Source organism: Rhizobium brockwellii, assembly GCF_000769405.2.
Classification (GTDB): domain Bacteria; phylum Pseudomonadota; class Alphaproteobacteria; order Rhizobiales; family Rhizobiaceae; genus Rhizobium; species Rhizobium brockwellii.
The window spans coordinates 11,893-28,141 of the sequence record NZ_CP053444.1; the positions used below are offsets into that span (position 1 = coordinate 11,893).

General features: G+C 61.7%; 15 protein-coding genes and 1 pseudogene. 13 read left to right on the top strand and 3 right to left on the bottom strand.

Features of this window, described 5'->3' with window-relative positions; all coding sequences use genetic code 11:
* The first annotated feature begins 52 nt into the window (after nt 1-52).
* From RLCC275e_RS32845 to RLCC275e_RS32875, 7 genes are all read left to right on the top strand, one after another.
* The gene (locus tag RLCC275e_RS32845; RefSeq protein WP_033182421.1) at nt 53-4,483 is read left to right on the top strand and encodes a strawberry notch family protein; all 4,431 of its coding nucleotides are present in this window, start codon (nt 53-55) and stop codon (nt 4,481-4,483) included.
* A 12-nt stretch (nt 4,484-4,495) separates the two neighbouring features.
* On the top strand, nt 4,496-5,545 hold the full coding sequence (locus RLCC275e_RS32850) for a DUF7146 domain-containing protein (protein WP_033182420.1): 1,050 nt from the start codon (nt 4,496-4,498) through the stop codon (nt 5,543-5,545).
* 379 nt (nt 5,546-5,924) lie between these two features.
* Nucleotides 5,925-6,866: a DUF2493 domain-containing protein gene (locus tag RLCC275e_RS32855; RefSeq protein ID WP_033182419.1), complete on the top strand. Its 942-nt coding sequence runs from the start codon at nt 5,925-5,927 to the stop codon at nt 6,864-6,866.
* Nucleotides 6,867-6,939: 73 nt separating this feature from the next.
* Nucleotides 6,940-7,200 carry a type II toxin-antitoxin system prevent-host-death family antitoxin gene (locus RLCC275e_RS32860; RefSeq protein ID WP_033182464.1) on the top strand — a complete coding sequence of 87 codons (261 nt, stop codon included), beginning with the start codon at nt 6,940-6,942 and terminating at the stop codon, nt 7,198-7,200.
* Nucleotides 7,190-7,609 (top strand): hypothetical protein, encoded by a 420-nt coding sequence (locus RLCC275e_RS32865; RefSeq protein WP_033182418.1) that lies wholly within the window; start codon nt 7,190-7,192, stop codon nt 7,607-7,609. The genes RLCC275e_RS32860 and RLCC275e_RS32865 overlap by 11 nt, the downstream gene beginning before the upstream one ends.
* 464 nt (nt 7,610-8,073) lie before the next feature.
* Nucleotides 8,074-8,397 (top strand): DUF736 domain-containing protein, encoded by a 324-nt coding sequence (locus RLCC275e_RS32870; RefSeq protein ID WP_033182417.1) that lies wholly within the window; start codon nt 8,074-8,076, stop codon nt 8,395-8,397.
* 57 nt (nt 8,398-8,454) lie between these two features.
* Nucleotides 8,455-8,787, top strand: coding sequence for a hypothetical protein (locus tag RLCC275e_RS32875; RefSeq protein WP_033182416.1), 333 nt, complete (start codon nt 8,455-8,457; stop codon nt 8,785-8,787).
* 63 nt (nt 8,788-8,850) lie between these two features.
* Here RLCC275e_RS32875 and RLCC275e_RS32880 read toward each other — a convergent pair whose 3' ends face one another.
* A complete protein-coding gene (locus RLCC275e_RS32880) occupies nt 8,851-9,129 on the bottom strand; it encodes an HU family DNA-binding protein (protein ID WP_011654510.1) in 279 nt (92 codons plus the stop codon).
* Between the two features lie 415 nt (nt 9,130-9,544).
* Here RLCC275e_RS32880 and RLCC275e_RS32885 point away from each other — a divergent pair, with 415 nt between their 5' ends.
* Complete coding sequence (locus tag RLCC275e_RS32885) at nt 9,545-9,712, top strand: hypothetical protein (protein ID WP_165402123.1); 168 nt, start codon at nt 9,545-9,547, stop codon at nt 9,710-9,712.
* A gap of 198 nt (nt 9,713-9,910) precedes the next feature.
* Here the strand turns inward: RLCC275e_RS32885 and RLCC275e_RS32890 are convergent, their stop codons facing one another.
* Nucleotides 9,911-10,186: a WGR domain-containing protein gene (locus RLCC275e_RS32890; RefSeq protein ID WP_033182415.1), complete on the bottom strand. Its 276-nt coding sequence runs from the start codon at nt 10,184-10,186 to the stop codon at nt 9,911-9,913.
* Between the two features lie 506 nt (nt 10,187-10,692).
* Between RLCC275e_RS32890 and RLCC275e_RS32895 the strand changes: the two genes are divergently transcribed.
* On the top strand, nt 10,693-11,178 hold the full coding sequence (locus tag RLCC275e_RS32895; RefSeq protein ID WP_033182414.1) for a hypothetical protein: 486 nt from the start codon (nt 10,693-10,695) through the stop codon (nt 11,176-11,178).
* Nucleotides 11,179-12,247: 1,069 nt separating this feature from the next.
* Here the strand turns inward: RLCC275e_RS32895 and RLCC275e_RS34495 are convergent.
* Nucleotides 12,248-12,361 (bottom strand): annotated as a pseudogene (locus tag RLCC275e_RS34495) (LysR family transcriptional regulator); the annotation flags it as partial.
* Between the two features lie 949 nt (nt 12,362-13,310).
* On the opposite strand from RLCC275e_RS34495, the gene RLCC275e_RS34505 reads away from it, so the two are divergent.
* From RLCC275e_RS34505 to RLCC275e_RS32915, 4 genes are all read left to right on the top strand, one after another.
* Nucleotides 13,311-13,805 (top strand): hypothetical protein, encoded by a 495-nt coding sequence (locus RLCC275e_RS34505; RefSeq protein ID WP_245304491.1) that lies wholly within the window; start codon nt 13,311-13,313, stop codon nt 13,803-13,805.
* 679 nt (nt 13,806-14,484) lie between these two features.
* Nucleotides 14,485-15,561, top strand: a complete 1,077-nt coding sequence (locus tag RLCC275e_RS32905; protein WP_033182411.1) for a lytic transglycosylase domain-containing protein — start codon at nt 14,485-14,487, stop codon at nt 15,559-15,561.
* The gene (locus RLCC275e_RS32910; RefSeq protein WP_033182410.1) at nt 15,561-15,920 is read left to right on the top strand and encodes a TrbC/VirB2 family protein; all 360 of its coding nucleotides are present in this window, start codon (nt 15,561-15,563) and stop codon (nt 15,918-15,920) included. Before RLCC275e_RS32905 ends, RLCC275e_RS32910 begins: the two co-directional genes overlap by 1 nt.
* A 2-nt stretch (nt 15,921-15,922) precedes the next feature.
* A complete protein-coding gene (locus RLCC275e_RS32915; protein WP_026154667.1) occupies nt 15,923-16,249 on the top strand; it encodes a VirB3 family type IV secretion system protein in 327 nt (108 codons plus the stop codon).

Below are 16,249 nucleotides of genomic sequence, written 5' to 3' on the forward strand. Positions count from 1 at the left end.
CGGCAGGACGCTGGGCTCCGCTGTTCTTTCCTCACTCTTGGAGCATCCTTCGATGAATATCATCTCGCATCCTCAGAACATTTCCACCACTCCACGATCTCACGTCGCAAGCAGCGCTGAAGGCCTCATGGACGCTGCTGCCCAAGTCATGTTTCTTTTGGAACGGGGCAAAACTGTCGCCACCACAGACTTGCGGCAAATCATGAACAAGATTTTCGGCGGCAGCGACGCCGAGGGCGCCTGGCTCTGGAAGGAGGCCTATGAGGCGACTGAAATCGCCCAGGTGCTGTTCCTCCGCAAATTCCGCGCGATCGTATCCGGAACCCAGTCGCCCCAAGCGACGCTAGCAATGCTGACGAAAGTGGCAAACCTCATGCCGACCCATACACGCCGATCCGAGGAGAGCCAGGCACGACAGCAATTCTCGACCCCGATCCCGCTTGCCTACGTCGTATCTCGTGCTGCCGGCGTCATAGCCGCTGACGTGGTGCTCGAGCCGTCGGCTGGGACCGGCATGATGGCGATCTTTGCGGAGCTTGCAGGCGCACGCTTGGCGCTCAACGAATATGCGGTGGTCCGGTACTCGCTGCTACAGCGGCTTTTCCCTGGCGTTCCGGTATCGCAGCACGATGCCGCGCATATCGACGATTACCTCGATCGTTCCATTCGACCGACCGTGGTGCTGATGAACCCGCCTTTCTCAGCCGGCGTTCACGTCGAAGGTCGCGTGGCAGATGCCGCCTGGCGGCATCTGGCCTCCGCATTCGCGCGCCTTGCTCCCGGTGGCCGACTTGTCGCGATCACCGGCGCGAGCCTCTCTCCCGACAATCCCGCATGGCGGGACGTTTTCGTGCGGCTGCAGGAGAAGGGTACGGTCCTGTTCACCGCAGCGATCGACGGGAGCATCTATGCCCGGCATGGAACGACGAAGGAAACGCGCCTGATCGTGATCGACAAGATCCAGGCGGGCGATCCTTCGAAGCTGGTGACGTCGAAGGGTACCGCGCACGATCTCGAAACACTGCTCACCTGGATCACCGGCCTTCCGCCCCGCGCGCCCGCGGCGGCGTCGAACTCCATCGGTGCGCTCTCCAACGGTAGCCTGCGCGCGGACACGATGCGTCCAGCAGCGGTTGCCGCCCCGGCGTATCGCCCCGCGGTCGGAGGACAGGCGCAGCCTGCAGCAACGGTCCGTCCGATACCCGTCGATGACGAGATCATCGAACTCTCCTACGAACTGCGGGACGCTCGGCCGAAGGATGAGGCAAACGCTGCTGACGGTATCTACGAGACCTACCGGCTGCAGTCGATCCACGTTCCCGACGCAAAACCTCATCCTGACACGCTGGTCGAATCGGTTGCGATGGCCTCGGTCGCACCGCCGAAGCCGAGCTATCGCCCGCACCTGCCGAAGCGCATCGTCACCAACGGTGATCTCTCCGACGCCCAGCTCGAAAGCGTCATCTATGCCGGCGAAGCCCATTCCCGTTACCTCGCTGGCCATTGGAGCGCCGATGCCTCCTTCGACAATCTCAAGGCTGTGGCGCCCGACGTTGAGGATGCCGTTCGTTTTCGCCGTGGGTGGTTTCTCGGCGACGGAACCGGGGCCGGCAAGGGCCGCCAGGCTGCCGGCATCATTCTCGACAACTGGCTGAAGGGCCGCCGTCGCCACGTCTGGATTTCCAAGTCAGACAAGCTGATCGAGGACGCGCAGCGCGACTGGAGCGCGTTGGGCCAAGAAAAGCTGCTGGTCACACCTCTGTCCCGTTTCCGGCAGGGCAAGCCGATCAAGCTGGAGGAAGGCATCCTCTTCACCACCTTTGCGACGCTGCGCAGCGATGAGCGCGAGGGCAAGCGATCACGGGTTCAGCAGATCGTCGACTGGTTAGGTCAAGAGGCGGGGAGCGGCAAAGACGGGACTGGAAATGCAAAGAGCTTCGATGGTGTTGTCGTCTTTGACGAAGGCCACGCCATGGCCAATGCCGCCGGCGGCAAGACTGAGCGCGGCGACAAGGCGGCATCGCAACAGGGCAGGGCGGGACTTCGCCTGCAACGTGCCGTTCCGGACGCCCGCGTCGTCTACGTCTCGGCAACCGGCGCAACAGACGTTGAATCCCTTGCTTATGCCGAACGACTCGGTCTCTGGGGCAGCAGCGACTTTCCCTTCCCGAGCCGCTCCGAGTTCATCGCGGCTATCGAGGATGGCGGTGTTGCGGCGATGGAAGTGCTGGCCCGAGACTTGAAGGCAATGGGTCTCTACGCATCGCGGTCGCTCTCCTTCGAGGGCGTCGAATATGAGATCCTCGAGCACGAGCTCACCGAGGAACAGATCCGCATCTACGACGCCTATGCCGAGGTGTTCCAGGTCATCCACAACCATCTCGATGCTGCCATGGAGGCGTCCGGCATAATCGGCAAAACCGGGACGTTGAACAGACAAGCCAAGGCGGCCGCACGTTCGGCCTTCGAGAGCTCGAAGCAGCGCTTCTTCAATCATCTCCTCACCAGCATGAAGACGCCGGCATTGCTCGCGGTGACCGCCGGGGATTTGGAGGACGGCCATGCCGCCATCATCCAGATCGTCTCGACGGGCGCGGCTTTGACCGAGCGCCGGCTGGCACAGATCCCGACCGAGGAATGGGGCGATCTGCAGGTCGACGTGACGCCGCGGGAATATGTCATCGACTACCTCATGCACTCCTTTCCCGTGCAGCTCTTCGAGGAATTCTCCGACGCTGAGGGCAATCTCAGCTCCCGGCCTGTTCATGACGCAAACGGCAACCCAGTGATCTGCCGGGAGGCCGAACGCCGCCGCGACGAACTGGTCGAAACCTTGGGCAGCCTGGCGGCGATCCCGACGGCTCTCGACCAGATCGTCCAGCACTTCGGCACCAGCCAGGTCGCCGAGATCACCGGCCGCTCGCGCCGCATCGTTCGCCGCGAAGACGGCAGCACGATCGCCCGCTATGCCGTGCAGAACCGGCCGGGCAGCGCCAATCTCGACGAGGCCCGCGCCTTCATGGACGACGAGAAAGGCATTCTCGTCTTCAGCGACGCCGGCGGGACCGGCAGATCCTATCACGCCGATCTCACGGCAAAAAATCAGCGCCTGCGTCTCCACAACCTTCTGGAAGCCGGGTGGCGCGCCGACGTGGCGATCCAAGGCCTCGGGCGCAGCCATCGCACCAACCAGAAACAGCCGCCGCGCTTCCGGATGATTGCTACCAACGTCAAGGCGGAGAGGCGGTTCTTGTCGACCATCGCCCGGCGTCTCGACACGCTTGGCGCCATCACCCGTGGCCAGCGTCAGACCGGCGGGCAGGGCATGTTTCGCAGCGAAGACAATCTTGAATCCCAATATGCCCGCGACGCGCTGCGGCAATTCTACGGACTGCTGCATGCTGGCAGGATCGAAGGCTGCTCGCTGGAAACGTTCGAAAGCATCACCGGCCTGTCGCTGACATCAGAGGAGGGCGGATTGAAGGATGAGCTGCCACCCATCCAGACCTTCCTCAATCGCATGCTGGCGCTGACCATCACCATGCAGAACGTGCTGTTCGAGGCCTTCGAGCAGCTGCTCGCCGCCCGCATCGAGGGGGCGATTGCTGCCGGCATTTACGACAAGGGCCTGGAGACGATCACCGCAGACAGCATGACGGTCACCGACCGCCGGCTGATCTACACGCATCCGGTCACCGGCGCGCGGTCGCATCTCTTGACCATCGAGCGCAGGGATCGCAATGCGCCGATGCAGCTCGAGGACGTTCAGACCCTTGTGAGCCAGGATCCGCGCGCGAAGCTGATGATCAACGGCAAGTCGGGCCGGGCAGCCGTGACGGTCCCGACCCGCTCCATCATGCTGGAAGACGGCTCCATTCAGCCGCGCGTCTCGCTAATCCGGCCGACGGATGAGCTCCGCTTCGAAGTCCGGCAGCTCGAAGAGACCAGCTGGCAGGAAATAGACGAGCAGGCTTTCGCAAATGCCTGGGATGCCGAGGTTGCCGCCGTGCCCGAATTCTCGACGTCCACGGTGCACATCGTCAGCGGATTGCTGCTGCCGATCTGGAAACTGCTGCCACAGGATTTCTGCCGGGTGCGGCGTCTGCAGACCGATGACGGCGAGCGGATCGTCGGCCGCGTCATTGCTCCGGATCGGCTCGCTGGCCTTTGCCGCAACTTCGGGATCGATCAGACGCAAGTGCTGAGCGGCGACCAAGCGTGGGCGGCGCTGGTCGACGGATCCTCGATTGTCGGTCTTGCCGGTGACATGACGCTCCGCCGCGTGCGTGTGATGAACGAGTACCGCGTCGAACTGACCGGCTTTACCGACGGCATGCGCGACTGGCTGCGGTCTATCGGCCTGTTCTCCGAGATGATCAATTGGAAGCTGCGCTTCTTCGTGCCGCTGACAGATGAGGGTGCGGAGATACTGTCGAAGCTGATGCAGCGTCATCGCCTCATCGACATTGCGCGCCGGTCGTGACGGAGGTCTGCCATGCTTTCCGCTTCCGATCTGGCGGGCCGTCTCGCGCAAAACGCGGAGGCGGTCTGCCGCCACTATCTTTCCGCGGGCCGCCGGGCCGGTAATTACTGGCTCATCGGCGATGTCGACAACAACAAGGGCCGGTCGCTCTACGTGCATCTGGTCGGTCCGCGCGCCGGCAGGTGGACGGATGCCGCGACCGGTCAGTTCGGTGACCTGCTCGATCTCCTCCGCGAGACCTGTGGCCTCGTGGACTTCCGTGACGTTGCCGAGGAGGCGCGTCATTTTCTCAGTCTGCCCCAACCCGAACCGGTGTCAGACGTCAGGGGCGACGTCGGTGATGCCTCTCCGGTCGAGCGGCCGGCGACGGAGCAGGCACGACGGCTGTTTCGAATGACGCAGCCGTTGGCGGGTACGCTCGCCGATATCTATCTGCGCGAGCGTGGCATCTTGCGGGCGTCGACCCACGCGGCCCTGCGCTTCCACCCGTCATGCTACTATCGCAATTTCATGACTGGCCGGACGACGAGCTATCCGGCCCTGATCGCAGCCGTCACCGACGACGCCGGAGTGATCACCGGCGTGCACCGCACCTATTTGTCCCCGGGGCTCGACCCGAACGGAGTCGGCAAGGCCAAGCTGGACGATCCCCGCCGCGCGCTCGGCGGACTGCTCGGTAATGGCGTCCGTTTCCGCTTTCCGGTCAACGCGTCCGCGCCTGTCCTGGTGGCAGGTGAGGGCCTCGAAACCATGCTGTCCCTCTCACACGTGATGCCCGGCATGCCGATGGTTGCGGCCCTGACTGCTAATCATCTCGCGACTTTCAACGTCCCGCCCGAATGCCGGCGCCTCTACATCGCCGCCGACGCGGATGCGGCCGGCCGGCATGGGATCGAGGGATTGAGCCGCAGGGCGCAGGATCGAGGCATCCTGCCGTTGGTGCTGTCGCCGGAACTCGGCGACTTCAACGAGGATCTGCGCTGGCTGGGTCCGGACCAGATGACCGCAAGTCTGCGGCTTCAACTCACTCCGGAAGATGCGGTGACCTTCCTGCCCCGATGAGCCTTGCCGGAAGGCGCAGGAGAGCGGGACGCAGGCGGCGTGGGCGAGAGGACGGTCCGTGGTGCGGGCTCCTCGTGTGGATTCGCGCCCGCGGGCCTGCCGAGAGGCGACCCTTACCACGCGGGCCTCCGGGCCTTCAGCGGGTCGGTCGGGTTTCTTCCCCTGCCGGGCCATTTCCGCGCATCGGCTCCCCGAAAACCGGTTCCCACTTTTCGGCCGAATGCGATGGCCCGTCATTCCTCGCGGATCAAGAAACCCTTCCTCCGCCGCCCGGCGCTTCGCTGGGCCGCTGCGCTTCGCTCGCGGTTCCGGCCTCGGCCCGCGTGACCGGGTTCGCCGTCAGGCCGCGAGAGGCGCGGCCCACGAAACGGAGACCACTATGGACCTGATCCTTCCCCCCGACGACGGCTTCGAGCCCCATCACGCGTCCTCTCCGACCGACCGCTTCATCTACGAGATGCAGGTCTTCGGCTATCGCCCCTTCCAGGACGAGCCCGACCCACGGCCATTGCCGGAGGAACCGCAGGTCCAGTCATCGATCACCGCGATCTTCGACGCCTTCGCCGAGATGCTCGGCGACACCCGGCTGGAGCCCGATCTCGAAGACCTGTTCTGGTCGGTCCCCAATCTCTTCCATCGCGCCGGCGAGCGCATCCAGCGCGAACTCGACCGCAACGAGGAAGCGCAGCGCACCGGCCAGCGCGAGCAGGACGGCTCGGAGGTGAAAAGTGTCGAGCTCGAACGCCTGGTCGCCGAGGGCATCACGCTCTTGGAACGCAGGAATAGCTTCGAGTTCATGCGCGACTATGCCGCCGACCTGTTCGAGGCGCAGACCGGATCCTCCTGGCGACCGCGCACCGGATCCAAGGTAAATCATGCGAACATGACGGCGGCGATGATCGACAGCCGTGACTTCCTCTCGGCCAGACGCCGCGCCGAGACCGAGGTGCTAATCCCGGCCGGCACCAAGATCGCTTTCGCCGGTGGCATGGACTATAACGATCATGAGCGGATCTGGGCCAAGCTCGATCAGGCGCATGCGAAGTATCCTGACATGGTATTGCTGCACGGTGGCGCGCCGAAGGGTGCAGAACGTATCGCCGCCTGCTGGGCTGAAGCCCGCCGGGTGACGCAGATCACCTTCAAGCCCAACTGGACGAAGCATGCCAAGGCAGCACCCTTCCGCCGCAATGACGATATGCTGTCGGTCATACCCGCCGGATTGATCGTCTTTCCCGGAAACGGCATCACAGGCAATCTCGCCGACAAGACACGCCGGCTCGGTATTCCGGTCTGGCAGGCATCAGGAGACGGCGCGTGAGCGCCGGTTTCCTGAATATATGGAAAACATGGAGAAGATGGATTATATGGAAACTGAAGTGGACACGATAGCGATGAAGCAATTCACGACAGGTGACTTGAATAAACAAATCGGCGATATCACCGACGCGGCGAGCCGCGAGCCGGTGATGCTCACCCGGCACAAGAAGCCGCGTTTCGTGCTGATGAGCTACGAGCACTATGAGCGCATGCGCACCGGCGGCGATCCGCGCCGGGCCTATCATATCTCGGAGATGCCCGCCGAGCATGCAGAACTGTTCGACGAGGCGCTCGATAAGTTGGCGCGCGGCGAAGGCTACGACGATGAGCCGTGAATTCCGCCCCGGCGAGGTCATCTCCTATCCGTACCTACGGGCCTGGCAGCAGCAGCGCGGGGAAACCGAGGGCCGTAAGCAGCGCCCCGTCTGCGTCGTGATCGCCATCCGCAATGCCGCCGACGGAAACACGCACCTTGCCCTTCTCGCCATCACCACCCAACCGCCGCAGACGGGCCGGATCGCTCTGGAGATCCCGGAGATCGAGCGCAAGCGTGCGGGCTTAAGCGATCTGAAGCAGTGCTGGATCATGGTCGACGAATACAACTACGATATCGTCGAGCGCTCCTGGTACATTGAGCCCGATCAGGACATCCTCGGCCGCTTCAGCAAACCCTTCATGGTGAAGATCGCCAGACTGTTTGCCGAGGCGCGCGGCCGAACCGGCCGGGTCAACCGCCTCGACTGAGACTTCCCGCATCCCCGCCGCCCTCCGAAGCGACATCCCTTGAAATCACCTCCGTCAGGCGGTCCGGCTCCGCAGAACTGCAGTTGCGACAGGAGAGGCGGATAATTCGAGTGTCGCGCCGACCGAAGCCGCTCTGATGACGAGGATGGGATCAGAACGGTGCCAATCTCTCGCGATGTGCCCGACTGGTTGACGGCCAGGGTCCATTGATCCGAACACCACGACGCATGTCACGAGCGCGGCACTCCGCGCGGCAGCAAACGGCCGCCACGGCGAGGTCTCCTGACGACGTCGCAATCAAGGACCATTCCCGTTCTTTATGTCGCCTTTCTAAGGGACCGGCCGCGATCAGCGTCAACCCCGCAAGGGGGTTTCCCTTCGCTACGCTGCGGTGACGCCTGCGGCGCGGCCCCTTCTTCGGGCGCCATCGGGAATGGTCCCGATGCAACGAAGGAGACAATCCCATGGCTACCACGATCGCAACCCTCACCGAAAAGACCGACGGCACTCTCGAAGGCGTCTTCGCCACCATCCGGGTCAATGCCCCGATCGCCCTTATCCCGAACGCCAACAAGGCGAGCGAAGAAGCCCCGGACTACCGCATCATCCACCGCAAGACCGGCTTTGAGATCGGCGCGGCCTGGAACCGCATCTCCCGCCAGACCGGCGAGGAATACATCTCTACGAAGCTCGAAGCGCCCGAGATCGGCGTGATCTTCGGCAACGTCGCCCCGGCGCCCGGCGGCGAGCCCGGGAAGAAGGTCATCCTCTGGAACAGCCCTGCCTGAACCGGACCGCCGGCCCCGCAATCGGGGTCGGCTCCCCCCAATTGAAAGGAGGCCGCCATGAGCCGCTACACAATTACCGTCACCAGAACCGCATCCCGCCACTCGGACCCTGATGCCGTTATCGGCTACGACCGCCCGCTTCAGACGTTCTTCCTCCAGGCATTTCCGGACGCAGGTGCCGAGGATCTTGGACTCTGGCTTGGCACTGACCTCAGGGAGTTCGAAACACTGTCGCAACTGCGGTCCGCAGCAATCGCACGCGGTTTCGACTTCATACCCTTGGCATCGGGCATCCTTCACAAGCTGCTGGACGACCGTGCCCGCGAAGCGCATCACGCGGTCAGCGACACGATTATCCAGGATCTTCTCAACGGAACATCCGCTCGCTGACGCAAACGCAAAACGAAAATAGCCCGGCACGGCGCCGGGCTATTTTTTGCTTGGCTGACAAGATTACTTGTTCAGCGCATCCTTCAATGCCTTCGCCGGCGTAAAGGCCAACTTTTTGGCCGCGGCAACCTTGATCGTCGCGCCGGTCGACGGGTTGCGAGCCTCGCGCTCCGGTGTCGCCTTCACCTTGAACTTCCCGAAGCCGGGGAGGGACGTCTCGTTGCCGGCAACGGCTGCCTCGGTGATCGATGCAATCACTGCTTCGACGATCGCCTTTCCCTGGGCCTTCGTGAGGCTGTGTTCGCCGGCGATCTTGTCGGCGATTTCATTGGTCGTAGTCATTTTCCTCTCCGCATCAATGTTAATGCGAGAATCCCTGACAGGGGATCCAAGCGCTGTCATCGACGCACCGCACCAACTTCAGCGATTTGCCCGTTTTTCCACAACTACGAAGGGTCTTTGGGGCATCGCCGTAGGTCTGCATGGTGGATCCGCAAGCGGGCATCGAGCCCGCTCGCGGATCTCTGGTGCCATACGGAGAGGGAATGTCTGCTCAGTCCGGCCGAGTATGCCATGGCGGCATGAAGGCCTCAAGGACGAGCGGTTCCCCCAAATTTCAGGCCCGGTCCTGCGGCCCGAACCAGAAATTCGGCTCCCCCACTCGCCGGCTCCGCCGGTCGCTACCGCGATCCTTGACCCCTCCATCCCGCCATGACCGCGGGCGTCGTCTTTCACAAACGTCAAGGAGACGATGACAATGACAAACGAACTGGATCGGACCATCGTGGAACTGCAGGCCGAGTTGCGGAACGCGCACCCGGACGAACGTCGCCAGATCGAGGCGGAACTCGACCTGGCACTGGCCGAGCGCGAGGTTCTGGTGGCAGAACAGGAAGGGCGCCTCAGTGCCGAGCCACCCTTTTGAGGGTGGCTTTCGCCATGTCACCTGGACCGACGCGCCGGATCGACCGGCGCTTCAGGCGCGCTTCGCTCGCCGCCGGTATGTGTCAGAACCTGCGGAGGTTCTTGCGGGAAGGGCGGAAGCGGTGGGATACCCCCACTCCTGTTTCGCTCCCATGCCATCGACATCAGGATGGCATCTGCCTCCGCGGCACTCCCTTCGCTATCGATCACCCGATGCATCTTCCCGGATATGCGGTTTCGGCCTGTATCCGCGCGACCGCCTCTTTCGCAAAAGCTGAAGGAACAGCCTGACCGCCTCTTCCTCCCGCGCGAAATGATGCTCCCGCCTTTGACCTCTTGCGCCGATACGACCCCATCGACGGATGAGACAGGCCTCGCCGAACAGGTTGGGCTCGATCGACATGGCATAGTAGCGGGCCATGTTTTTCGAAGCGTCGGTGCGTTCGACATAGAGCTGGTAGCGTTGCGCAATCATGGCACGGAGAATCGAGCAAGGCGGTCTCGGCGTCCAACGACATATTTGAATCGGTCGGTATCAATTGATTCATGCTGATGATGGCTTGTCGGCGGATGATCCGGGCGAGCCGCCTGCGGCGGACGGTGCTATTCGCCGTCGCTCACGGAGCCCGCAAAACGGTCTCCGCCCATTCGGGTCACGCCCCTCTCGCGGTTGTCGCATCGGCGGCGGGAATGTTTCACGACTACGGCCGATGATAAGGCTGCATGGCCGGCTGGACGCCGGATACGGACACGGCGCCTGGCGGCGCCGTGGTCTATCTCTCTCTGACGTCCCATTGTGCACCCGCCGCTCCGGCGTCAAGCACTGCGCGGCCCCTCCAATTTTCAGTCGCCGTCCCTTCGGGCCATCACCAGAAAATCGGTTCCTCCGCTTGCCGCCGCTGGCGGTCGCGTCCGCGATCCCTGACCCCTCGCGGCTACGGTGCGGCCTCCTTTCGTCAGAGACGGAAAGGAGACACTACAATGTCCAATGACTGGTACTACGTCCATCAGCTCGCAGTGCTTGCGGGCTTCAGGCTCACCGTCCTCGCAAATCGCTTGGGTTGCGAAGATGAATTCCTATTGGAACTGCATGACAAGCTCAGCGAGGGACTGGCATGTGCAATTGCGCGGGTGCAATCCATCACGGCACTGGAGCGCCAGCTTGCCAACGAGCCGGACGAGGGAGGCCTCGCCGCTTTCCAGCTTCACGGCGAAGAGGAATGGCTTGCCCGTTTCCGGATCACGCTGCTTGATCATCTCGAAATCGACGTCGACACTCACGAGTACCGTGTGAACGGCGGCGACTGGCACTATGCGCTCGCGGCCGATTGCGACGGCATCGAGATCAGTTATCCGAGCCTTGTCGCCCTCACCGACGCCGAGTTGGGCACGCTCGCCCCGATCATGCGCGCCATCCGCAGCGAGGCGGGCATTGCTATCAGCATCGCCCGTGTCATCTACGGTTGATGCGCCGGCGAGGGGCGGCTACGGCCGTCTCTCGCCTTTTCTGCTGGCTTGACCGCTCGCGGGCGTCGAGCCTGCGCGCGGTCTTGAGGGGAGAGACTTGCCGCCTCTCCCCTCAACTCCTCTCTCCCTGTGGTGCGGGTTGAGACCCGCCCGGCCTGTCGGGCCGGTAGGCGGACGCTGCCGCGACTTCCCCAAACAAGACGGAGAGGACGAGTACCTTGCGCTGCGCCCTCCTGCTTCGGGCATCCGCTCCAGGTGCGCGTCCACTCCTGCGGTGCGCTCGCCGTCTCATCGTTCGCATGTCGTCGAGGCCGTTCCCTCCGGTCACGGTCCTCTCGACTGCTTACGACGACGGCTTGCTTCAGCATCTCTCAAGAAATCTGTCCGGCCCACTGTGCTGTTCCTCCGGCGCGGATCACAGGCAATGAGCCCGTGATCGCTGTTGCTTTGTCTGGCGACTCGCAACAGCATCGGCGCCTCGGGCACGGTGGGCCAGACAGATTTCTTGAGAGATGGCAGGATAGGCTAACGGTATACCATTAGCCGTTTTCGCCCGAGGGGGGATTGCCGAGAGGCGTGATCAGTGCCGGAATCTGTCACCGCTTATTCGCAGGCGTAGGGTCTGCCCGGACATGGACTTGGTCCTGGTAGAGTTCGTTCGGCGGCAGAAAGAGGCACCTCCTCACGGCGCCACCTTGAATCGTTAGTCGGTGAATCGGCGGGCGGGCAATTCCCCCGTTTCGCCAATCGGTAGAAGAGAGATCCGGCGTTCTCGCGTTTCGGCGGTTGGGCTGGTCGGTGGAGCAGCGAATAGGTTCGTCCGCGATTGTGCGGCTGGGATAATGGGCGATGGGGTGCTTCGCTAACTCCGCGCATCGGCGAACCGGCGATCGCGTTTATTACTCATCGACGATTTCGGCGAATAGGTGGTTGAGCAAAGCGGCGTTTTGCGGATTGCGCGTATGAGCCGGTAGGTGATTTCGCGAATCCGCGGTTCGGCGATTGCGCTGATGAGCGATCTTGCGAATGATGTCTCGGCTACTTTTAGCGGGGAGGCTCTTACCTGCCATTTGCCAACGTAAGCCGCCAGTTCATCGGGCATTTCGTTGGGAACCGTCTGCTTGAGAAATTGCAGGAAAGCTGCCAGGCGTGCGCTGAGCAGACGTCGCGACGGATAGATCGCCGACAGTGCGAACTCAGATCATCAGCAGGTGCGGGTTCAAGACGTCGTTTGTGCGTGGCTGCGGGTGAGGCAAACGACCTTACGGCGAGCCTCGGTCTTCAACACGAGTCTTTCAGATGGTATGCCGCCCGATCAGAGGAGTCCCTGTCCGAGCGATGGAGGTTGATGATCCGAGCGGCATCTTTGAGGCTTATCCCGTGCTTCTTGGCGGAGTAGTCGACGTCATATGGATCGGAAATCTTCTTGCGTGTCTCCTGCTCGATTTGTTGACGTCGCTGCATAGAATCTCCTGAAATGATTGAGGGAAGGGTTCATGCAACGATGGCTGCTTCGTCGTTGTTTGACGATAGTGAATGCTATTCAGCAATCATCTTGGAGGCAGTTCCTGGCTGGCTGTGGCAGCGAAGACTCTGCCGCGTCAGCGGGAGGGACCGCTTCATCGGGTTTTGGTGCTTCCATTGATGTGGGCGGCGCCCCTTGCTCAATATAAACCTCATGCGTCGGATGTTGCGGCAGGTCGTCTCCGCAGCATTTGAAGCCCTCAGGCGGCCTCATCTGGTTGATAAAATATTACACTGGAGTATAAGTATAGCTCGCTGCGCGAGGGGTAAGGTCGGAGATCAGAACACCACCTGCGCGCCCTCTACGCTGTTAACAACCGGGTCTGCATCTGACACACAATCGATCCCTACTGACGAAGGAATGGTACAAAGTTCCGATATCCATCGATTGCCCGGGCTGCGGCGCACAGACCCGGTCCGCCGGCATTGTCGTCGGACCATCGAGCCTCGTCAACGCTGCCGACAGCTCTGAGAACGATGTTCTGAAGCGGCCATGGACACCGCTTGATGCCTTCGCATTCGTCGAGTCGCTCGGTGGTCGAACGAAGAATGTCGAGCAGTTCATTGTCAACCGCTTTCACAACGCGTTCGAATTCAGGAACGATCACTTGCTGGCGATCTGCCAGCACTGCGGGGAGAGTCTTTCACCTGCCGCTACCCGCTCTGTCGCCATGAACGGCTTTGTCCGCCTTGGGCAGAGACGTCTGCTGGTCAACGAACGGATGCTGCTCTTCGCATCGCACGTTGTGTTGACGGAATTCCATGGCGGCACGTCAATCGAGGAAAGCGGCCTGCTGCATCCAGATTACGCGCTCATGCTGATCTGCGATGCGGAAAGTACAGGCGGCGAAACCGGTACCGTCGAACTGTGGCACAGCATCGCGCGTAATGACTACGCCATCACTGTGAAAGGTCACGAAGGTCGGGAGATTTGCCGTGACACCCTCCATGATGACCTCGCCGTCGTAGTGGCCACTGTTTCCAATCTCGGACTGGTCCTGACGCAGCTCCACCTGGCACAGCCATCATCACCCTACTGCCGGCTTGCCCGTGATCTCTTCCTCGAAACCCTTGCCCATGCCGGATATCGGCAGGAAAATTAGAAAGCAACACGATGCGGATTTCCAAAACGCGATCGGGATCTTTGGCTATATTGATCCTGTTGTCCGGATGTGGCGACCTGACACACCCAACGCGACCGCTGCCCCCAGTCCCATTTGCTTACCTCAGCCTCACCGCTTGCAGAGCCTATGCCAGCAATATCGTCGAGTGCCAGCTTGAGTATGGTACACGGTTTGGACGCCAACGCCTCGGTCCTGTCCAGCAGACGGGTCTTAATATCAGTGGCGGTGACAGCCGCTATCAGGTCGCGTCCTGCTATCCGGTCTCGAGGATCCAGAGGGAATTGCCCAATTTCGTCTGCCGAATCTATGAGCCTCGATCAGGAACGGATGTCAGTCCGGTGTTGATCAAAGGAGGCACTGCGGTGCGCTTAGCGCGTGTTCTGGGCGATCGCGAACAGATCCAATATCGCTGGATGCCAGATAAATGGTCGCGGCTAGACGACTGAATTTGCTCAGGAAAAGAGCGCCCCGCCATCGCTATCGCTGCCGATAATTATACCGGAGTGAAATTTTAAGCTTGATTTCCGTAACGGAATGCAGTTCAAAATCTTATACCGCAGTATAATTATGAACTGGTTCGGCCATGGAACGAATCCCACTTCCGCCTGTGAAAACACCGCAAAAGGCATGGTCGCGAAGCACGCTGTGGGTTGCTGGAATGTCGACAATTCTGCTCACCGGTTTCGCTTCCAACTCCGGCGACAGCGATCTGCCCTTCTATCCAGGAACGCCTGCTCACGCTGTTGGGCCTGGCGGTATCACGACTGAGAAGGTGGGGAGAGTGGCAGCCCGGTTGAACCCAATCGCCGGGTCAAGTCTGGCCGCTGCAGCCAAGCAGCCGCCACAGCCGACAATCGATTGGGTCAGCTTCAGCCAGCGCTTTGACGCGCCGAACGATGAACGTCCGATTGGTGCCAGTGCTCTCCCATTGGAAAAGGTTGAAGAGTTTGATAACCGGCGTGCGGGTTTACCAGGAGAAGCGGCTGATACTGCGAATGCACGGCGCGATCGCACCGTGCATTCGCCAATCGGCGTCTTCTCTTTCGACCAGAGGCCAGCCACACCGGTCATTGATCCGGCGGCCGAACCAAACTTGGATGCCAAACAGTCGTTGGCGCCGCCTCGAGCTGATCTGCTTTCCGGCATTCCCGAAGAATATGCAAAACTGGCAGTGACGATCGCCGCTGCGGAAGAGGTTGACCCGAACTGGGTGCTCTCGATCATGCGCGCCGAAAATGCGAGCTACGATCCACGCCTCGTCAGTCCTGCCGGTGCCGTCGGTTTGATGCAGGTGATGCCGCGGATCGGCGCAGCCTTTGGTGCGAATGATCTCACCGATCCCGAACAGAATATCCGCGCCGGCACTCGATTCCTCCGTGTTCTCATCGACAAGTATCGCAATCCTGTGCTTGTCGCCTCTGCTTATAATGCCGGTGAGCCTCGTGTCGATCTTCGCCACTCCTTGCCGCAGATCCGGGAAACCGCGGACTATGTCACGCGTGTCGTCGGGTTCTACGTTGGCGCGGTGGCGACCGCTACGGGCATGCATGGCGGCCTGTTAGTTCCGTCGGAGTCCGGCTCGAAGCGCCGGGCAGGAACTGCCGACCGCGCGAAGTCGCCGATGCTTGTTTTTTCTGTTGCAGATCCGCTCACAGCGGCGAACCGCTCCCCCCAGGAAGACGGACCGACCCACGTTGGCGGTGCGGTTAAAATCGTCAAGGAAGAGGTGCATTGATGAATGTAATCGCAATGGCAGTCCTTTATGCCGGCGTCGCCTGGCGTTCGAGGGCAAAGCGCAAGTGGCTCGGCAATGCCGCGATGGTGTTGGCGACCACCCTGATCCTGCTTGTCAGCCAGTTCGAACCAGCGGCGGCGCAGAACCTTGATGCGCTGCAAAATGCCGCTGACCGGCTGGTGCAGTTCTTTACCGGCCCCTTCGGCCGCTCGGTCGGAGCGATCGCCTTCATCGGCATGTTTCTGGCCGCAGCCTTCGGATACTGGTCCTGGGGCGCCCTGCTTCGGGTCGGGGGAAGCCTTGCCGGCATGTTTGCTGCCGCCGAACTGGTCGACTTCCTCGCTGGCAGTGGGTCGTAATCATGGCGGCATTCAGCGGCAACACCGACGGCGGGGACGACTACATCGAATGCCATCCGGTCATCCTCGCTCTGACACGGCCGCCGACGGTCATGGGGATCCCTTACACATACTTTCTGGCGGAATGCTTCATCTCGCTGATGGTGTTCATGATCTTAGGCTCGATCCTTTGGTTCCCGGTCTCCTTCGTGATCCTTCACAGCATTCTCTATGTGCTGACGGTGAAGCTCGACCTGTGGTTTTTCGAGATCGTCGGACGCCTCAGCATGTGCGGCGTCAATCCTCTGGGTCGAAGGCTCGGCGGTGGCATCAGGACCTATGGGGCGTGA

Coding starts and splice junctions, on each gene's coding strand:
- RLCC275e_RS32915 (WP_026154667.1), top strand. CDS start 15,923: ATGGCGGCATTCAGCGGCAACACCGACGGCGGGGACGACTACATCGAA.
- RLCC275e_RS32890 (WP_033182415.1), bottom strand. CDS start 10,186: ATGATTGCGCAACGCTACCAGCTCTATGTCGAACGCACCGACGCTTCG.
- RLCC275e_RS32845 (WP_033182421.1), top strand. CDS start 53: ATGAATATCATCTCGCATCCTCAGAACATTTCCACCACTCCACGATCT.
- RLCC275e_RS32880 (WP_011654510.1), bottom strand. CDS start 9,129: ATGACTACGACCAATGAAATCGCCGACAAGATCGCCGGCGAACACAGC.
- RLCC275e_RS32895 (WP_033182414.1), top strand. CDS start 10,693: ATGTCCAATGACTGGTACTACGTCCATCAGCTCGCAGTGCTTGCGGGC.
- RLCC275e_RS32905 (WP_033182411.1), top strand. CDS start 14,485: ATGTCGACAATTCTGCTCACCGGTTTCGCTTCCAACTCCGGCGACAGC.
- RLCC275e_RS32865 (WP_033182418.1), top strand. CDS start 7,190: ATGAGCCGTGAATTCCGCCCCGGCGAGGTCATCTCCTATCCGTACCTA.
- RLCC275e_RS32860 (WP_033182464.1), top strand. CDS start 6,940: ATGAAGCAATTCACGACAGGTGACTTGAATAAACAAATCGGCGATATC.
- RLCC275e_RS32855 (WP_033182419.1), top strand. CDS start 5,925: ATGGACCTGATCCTTCCCCCCGACGACGGCTTCGAGCCCCATCACGCG.
- RLCC275e_RS32850 (WP_033182420.1), top strand. CDS start 4,496: ATGCTTTCCGCTTCCGATCTGGCGGGCCGTCTCGCGCAAAACGCGGAG.
- RLCC275e_RS32885 (WP_165402123.1), top strand. CDS start 9,545: ATGACAAACGAACTGGATCGGACCATCGTGGAACTGCAGGCCGAGTTG.
- RLCC275e_RS32910 (WP_033182410.1), top strand. CDS start 15,561: ATGAATGTAATCGCAATGGCAGTCCTTTATGCCGGCGTCGCCTGGCGT.
- RLCC275e_RS32875 (WP_033182416.1), top strand. CDS start 8,455: ATGAGCCGCTACACAATTACCGTCACCAGAACCGCATCCCGCCACTCG.
- RLCC275e_RS32870 (WP_033182417.1), top strand. CDS start 8,074: ATGGCTACCACGATCGCAACCCTCACCGAAAAGACCGACGGCACTCTC.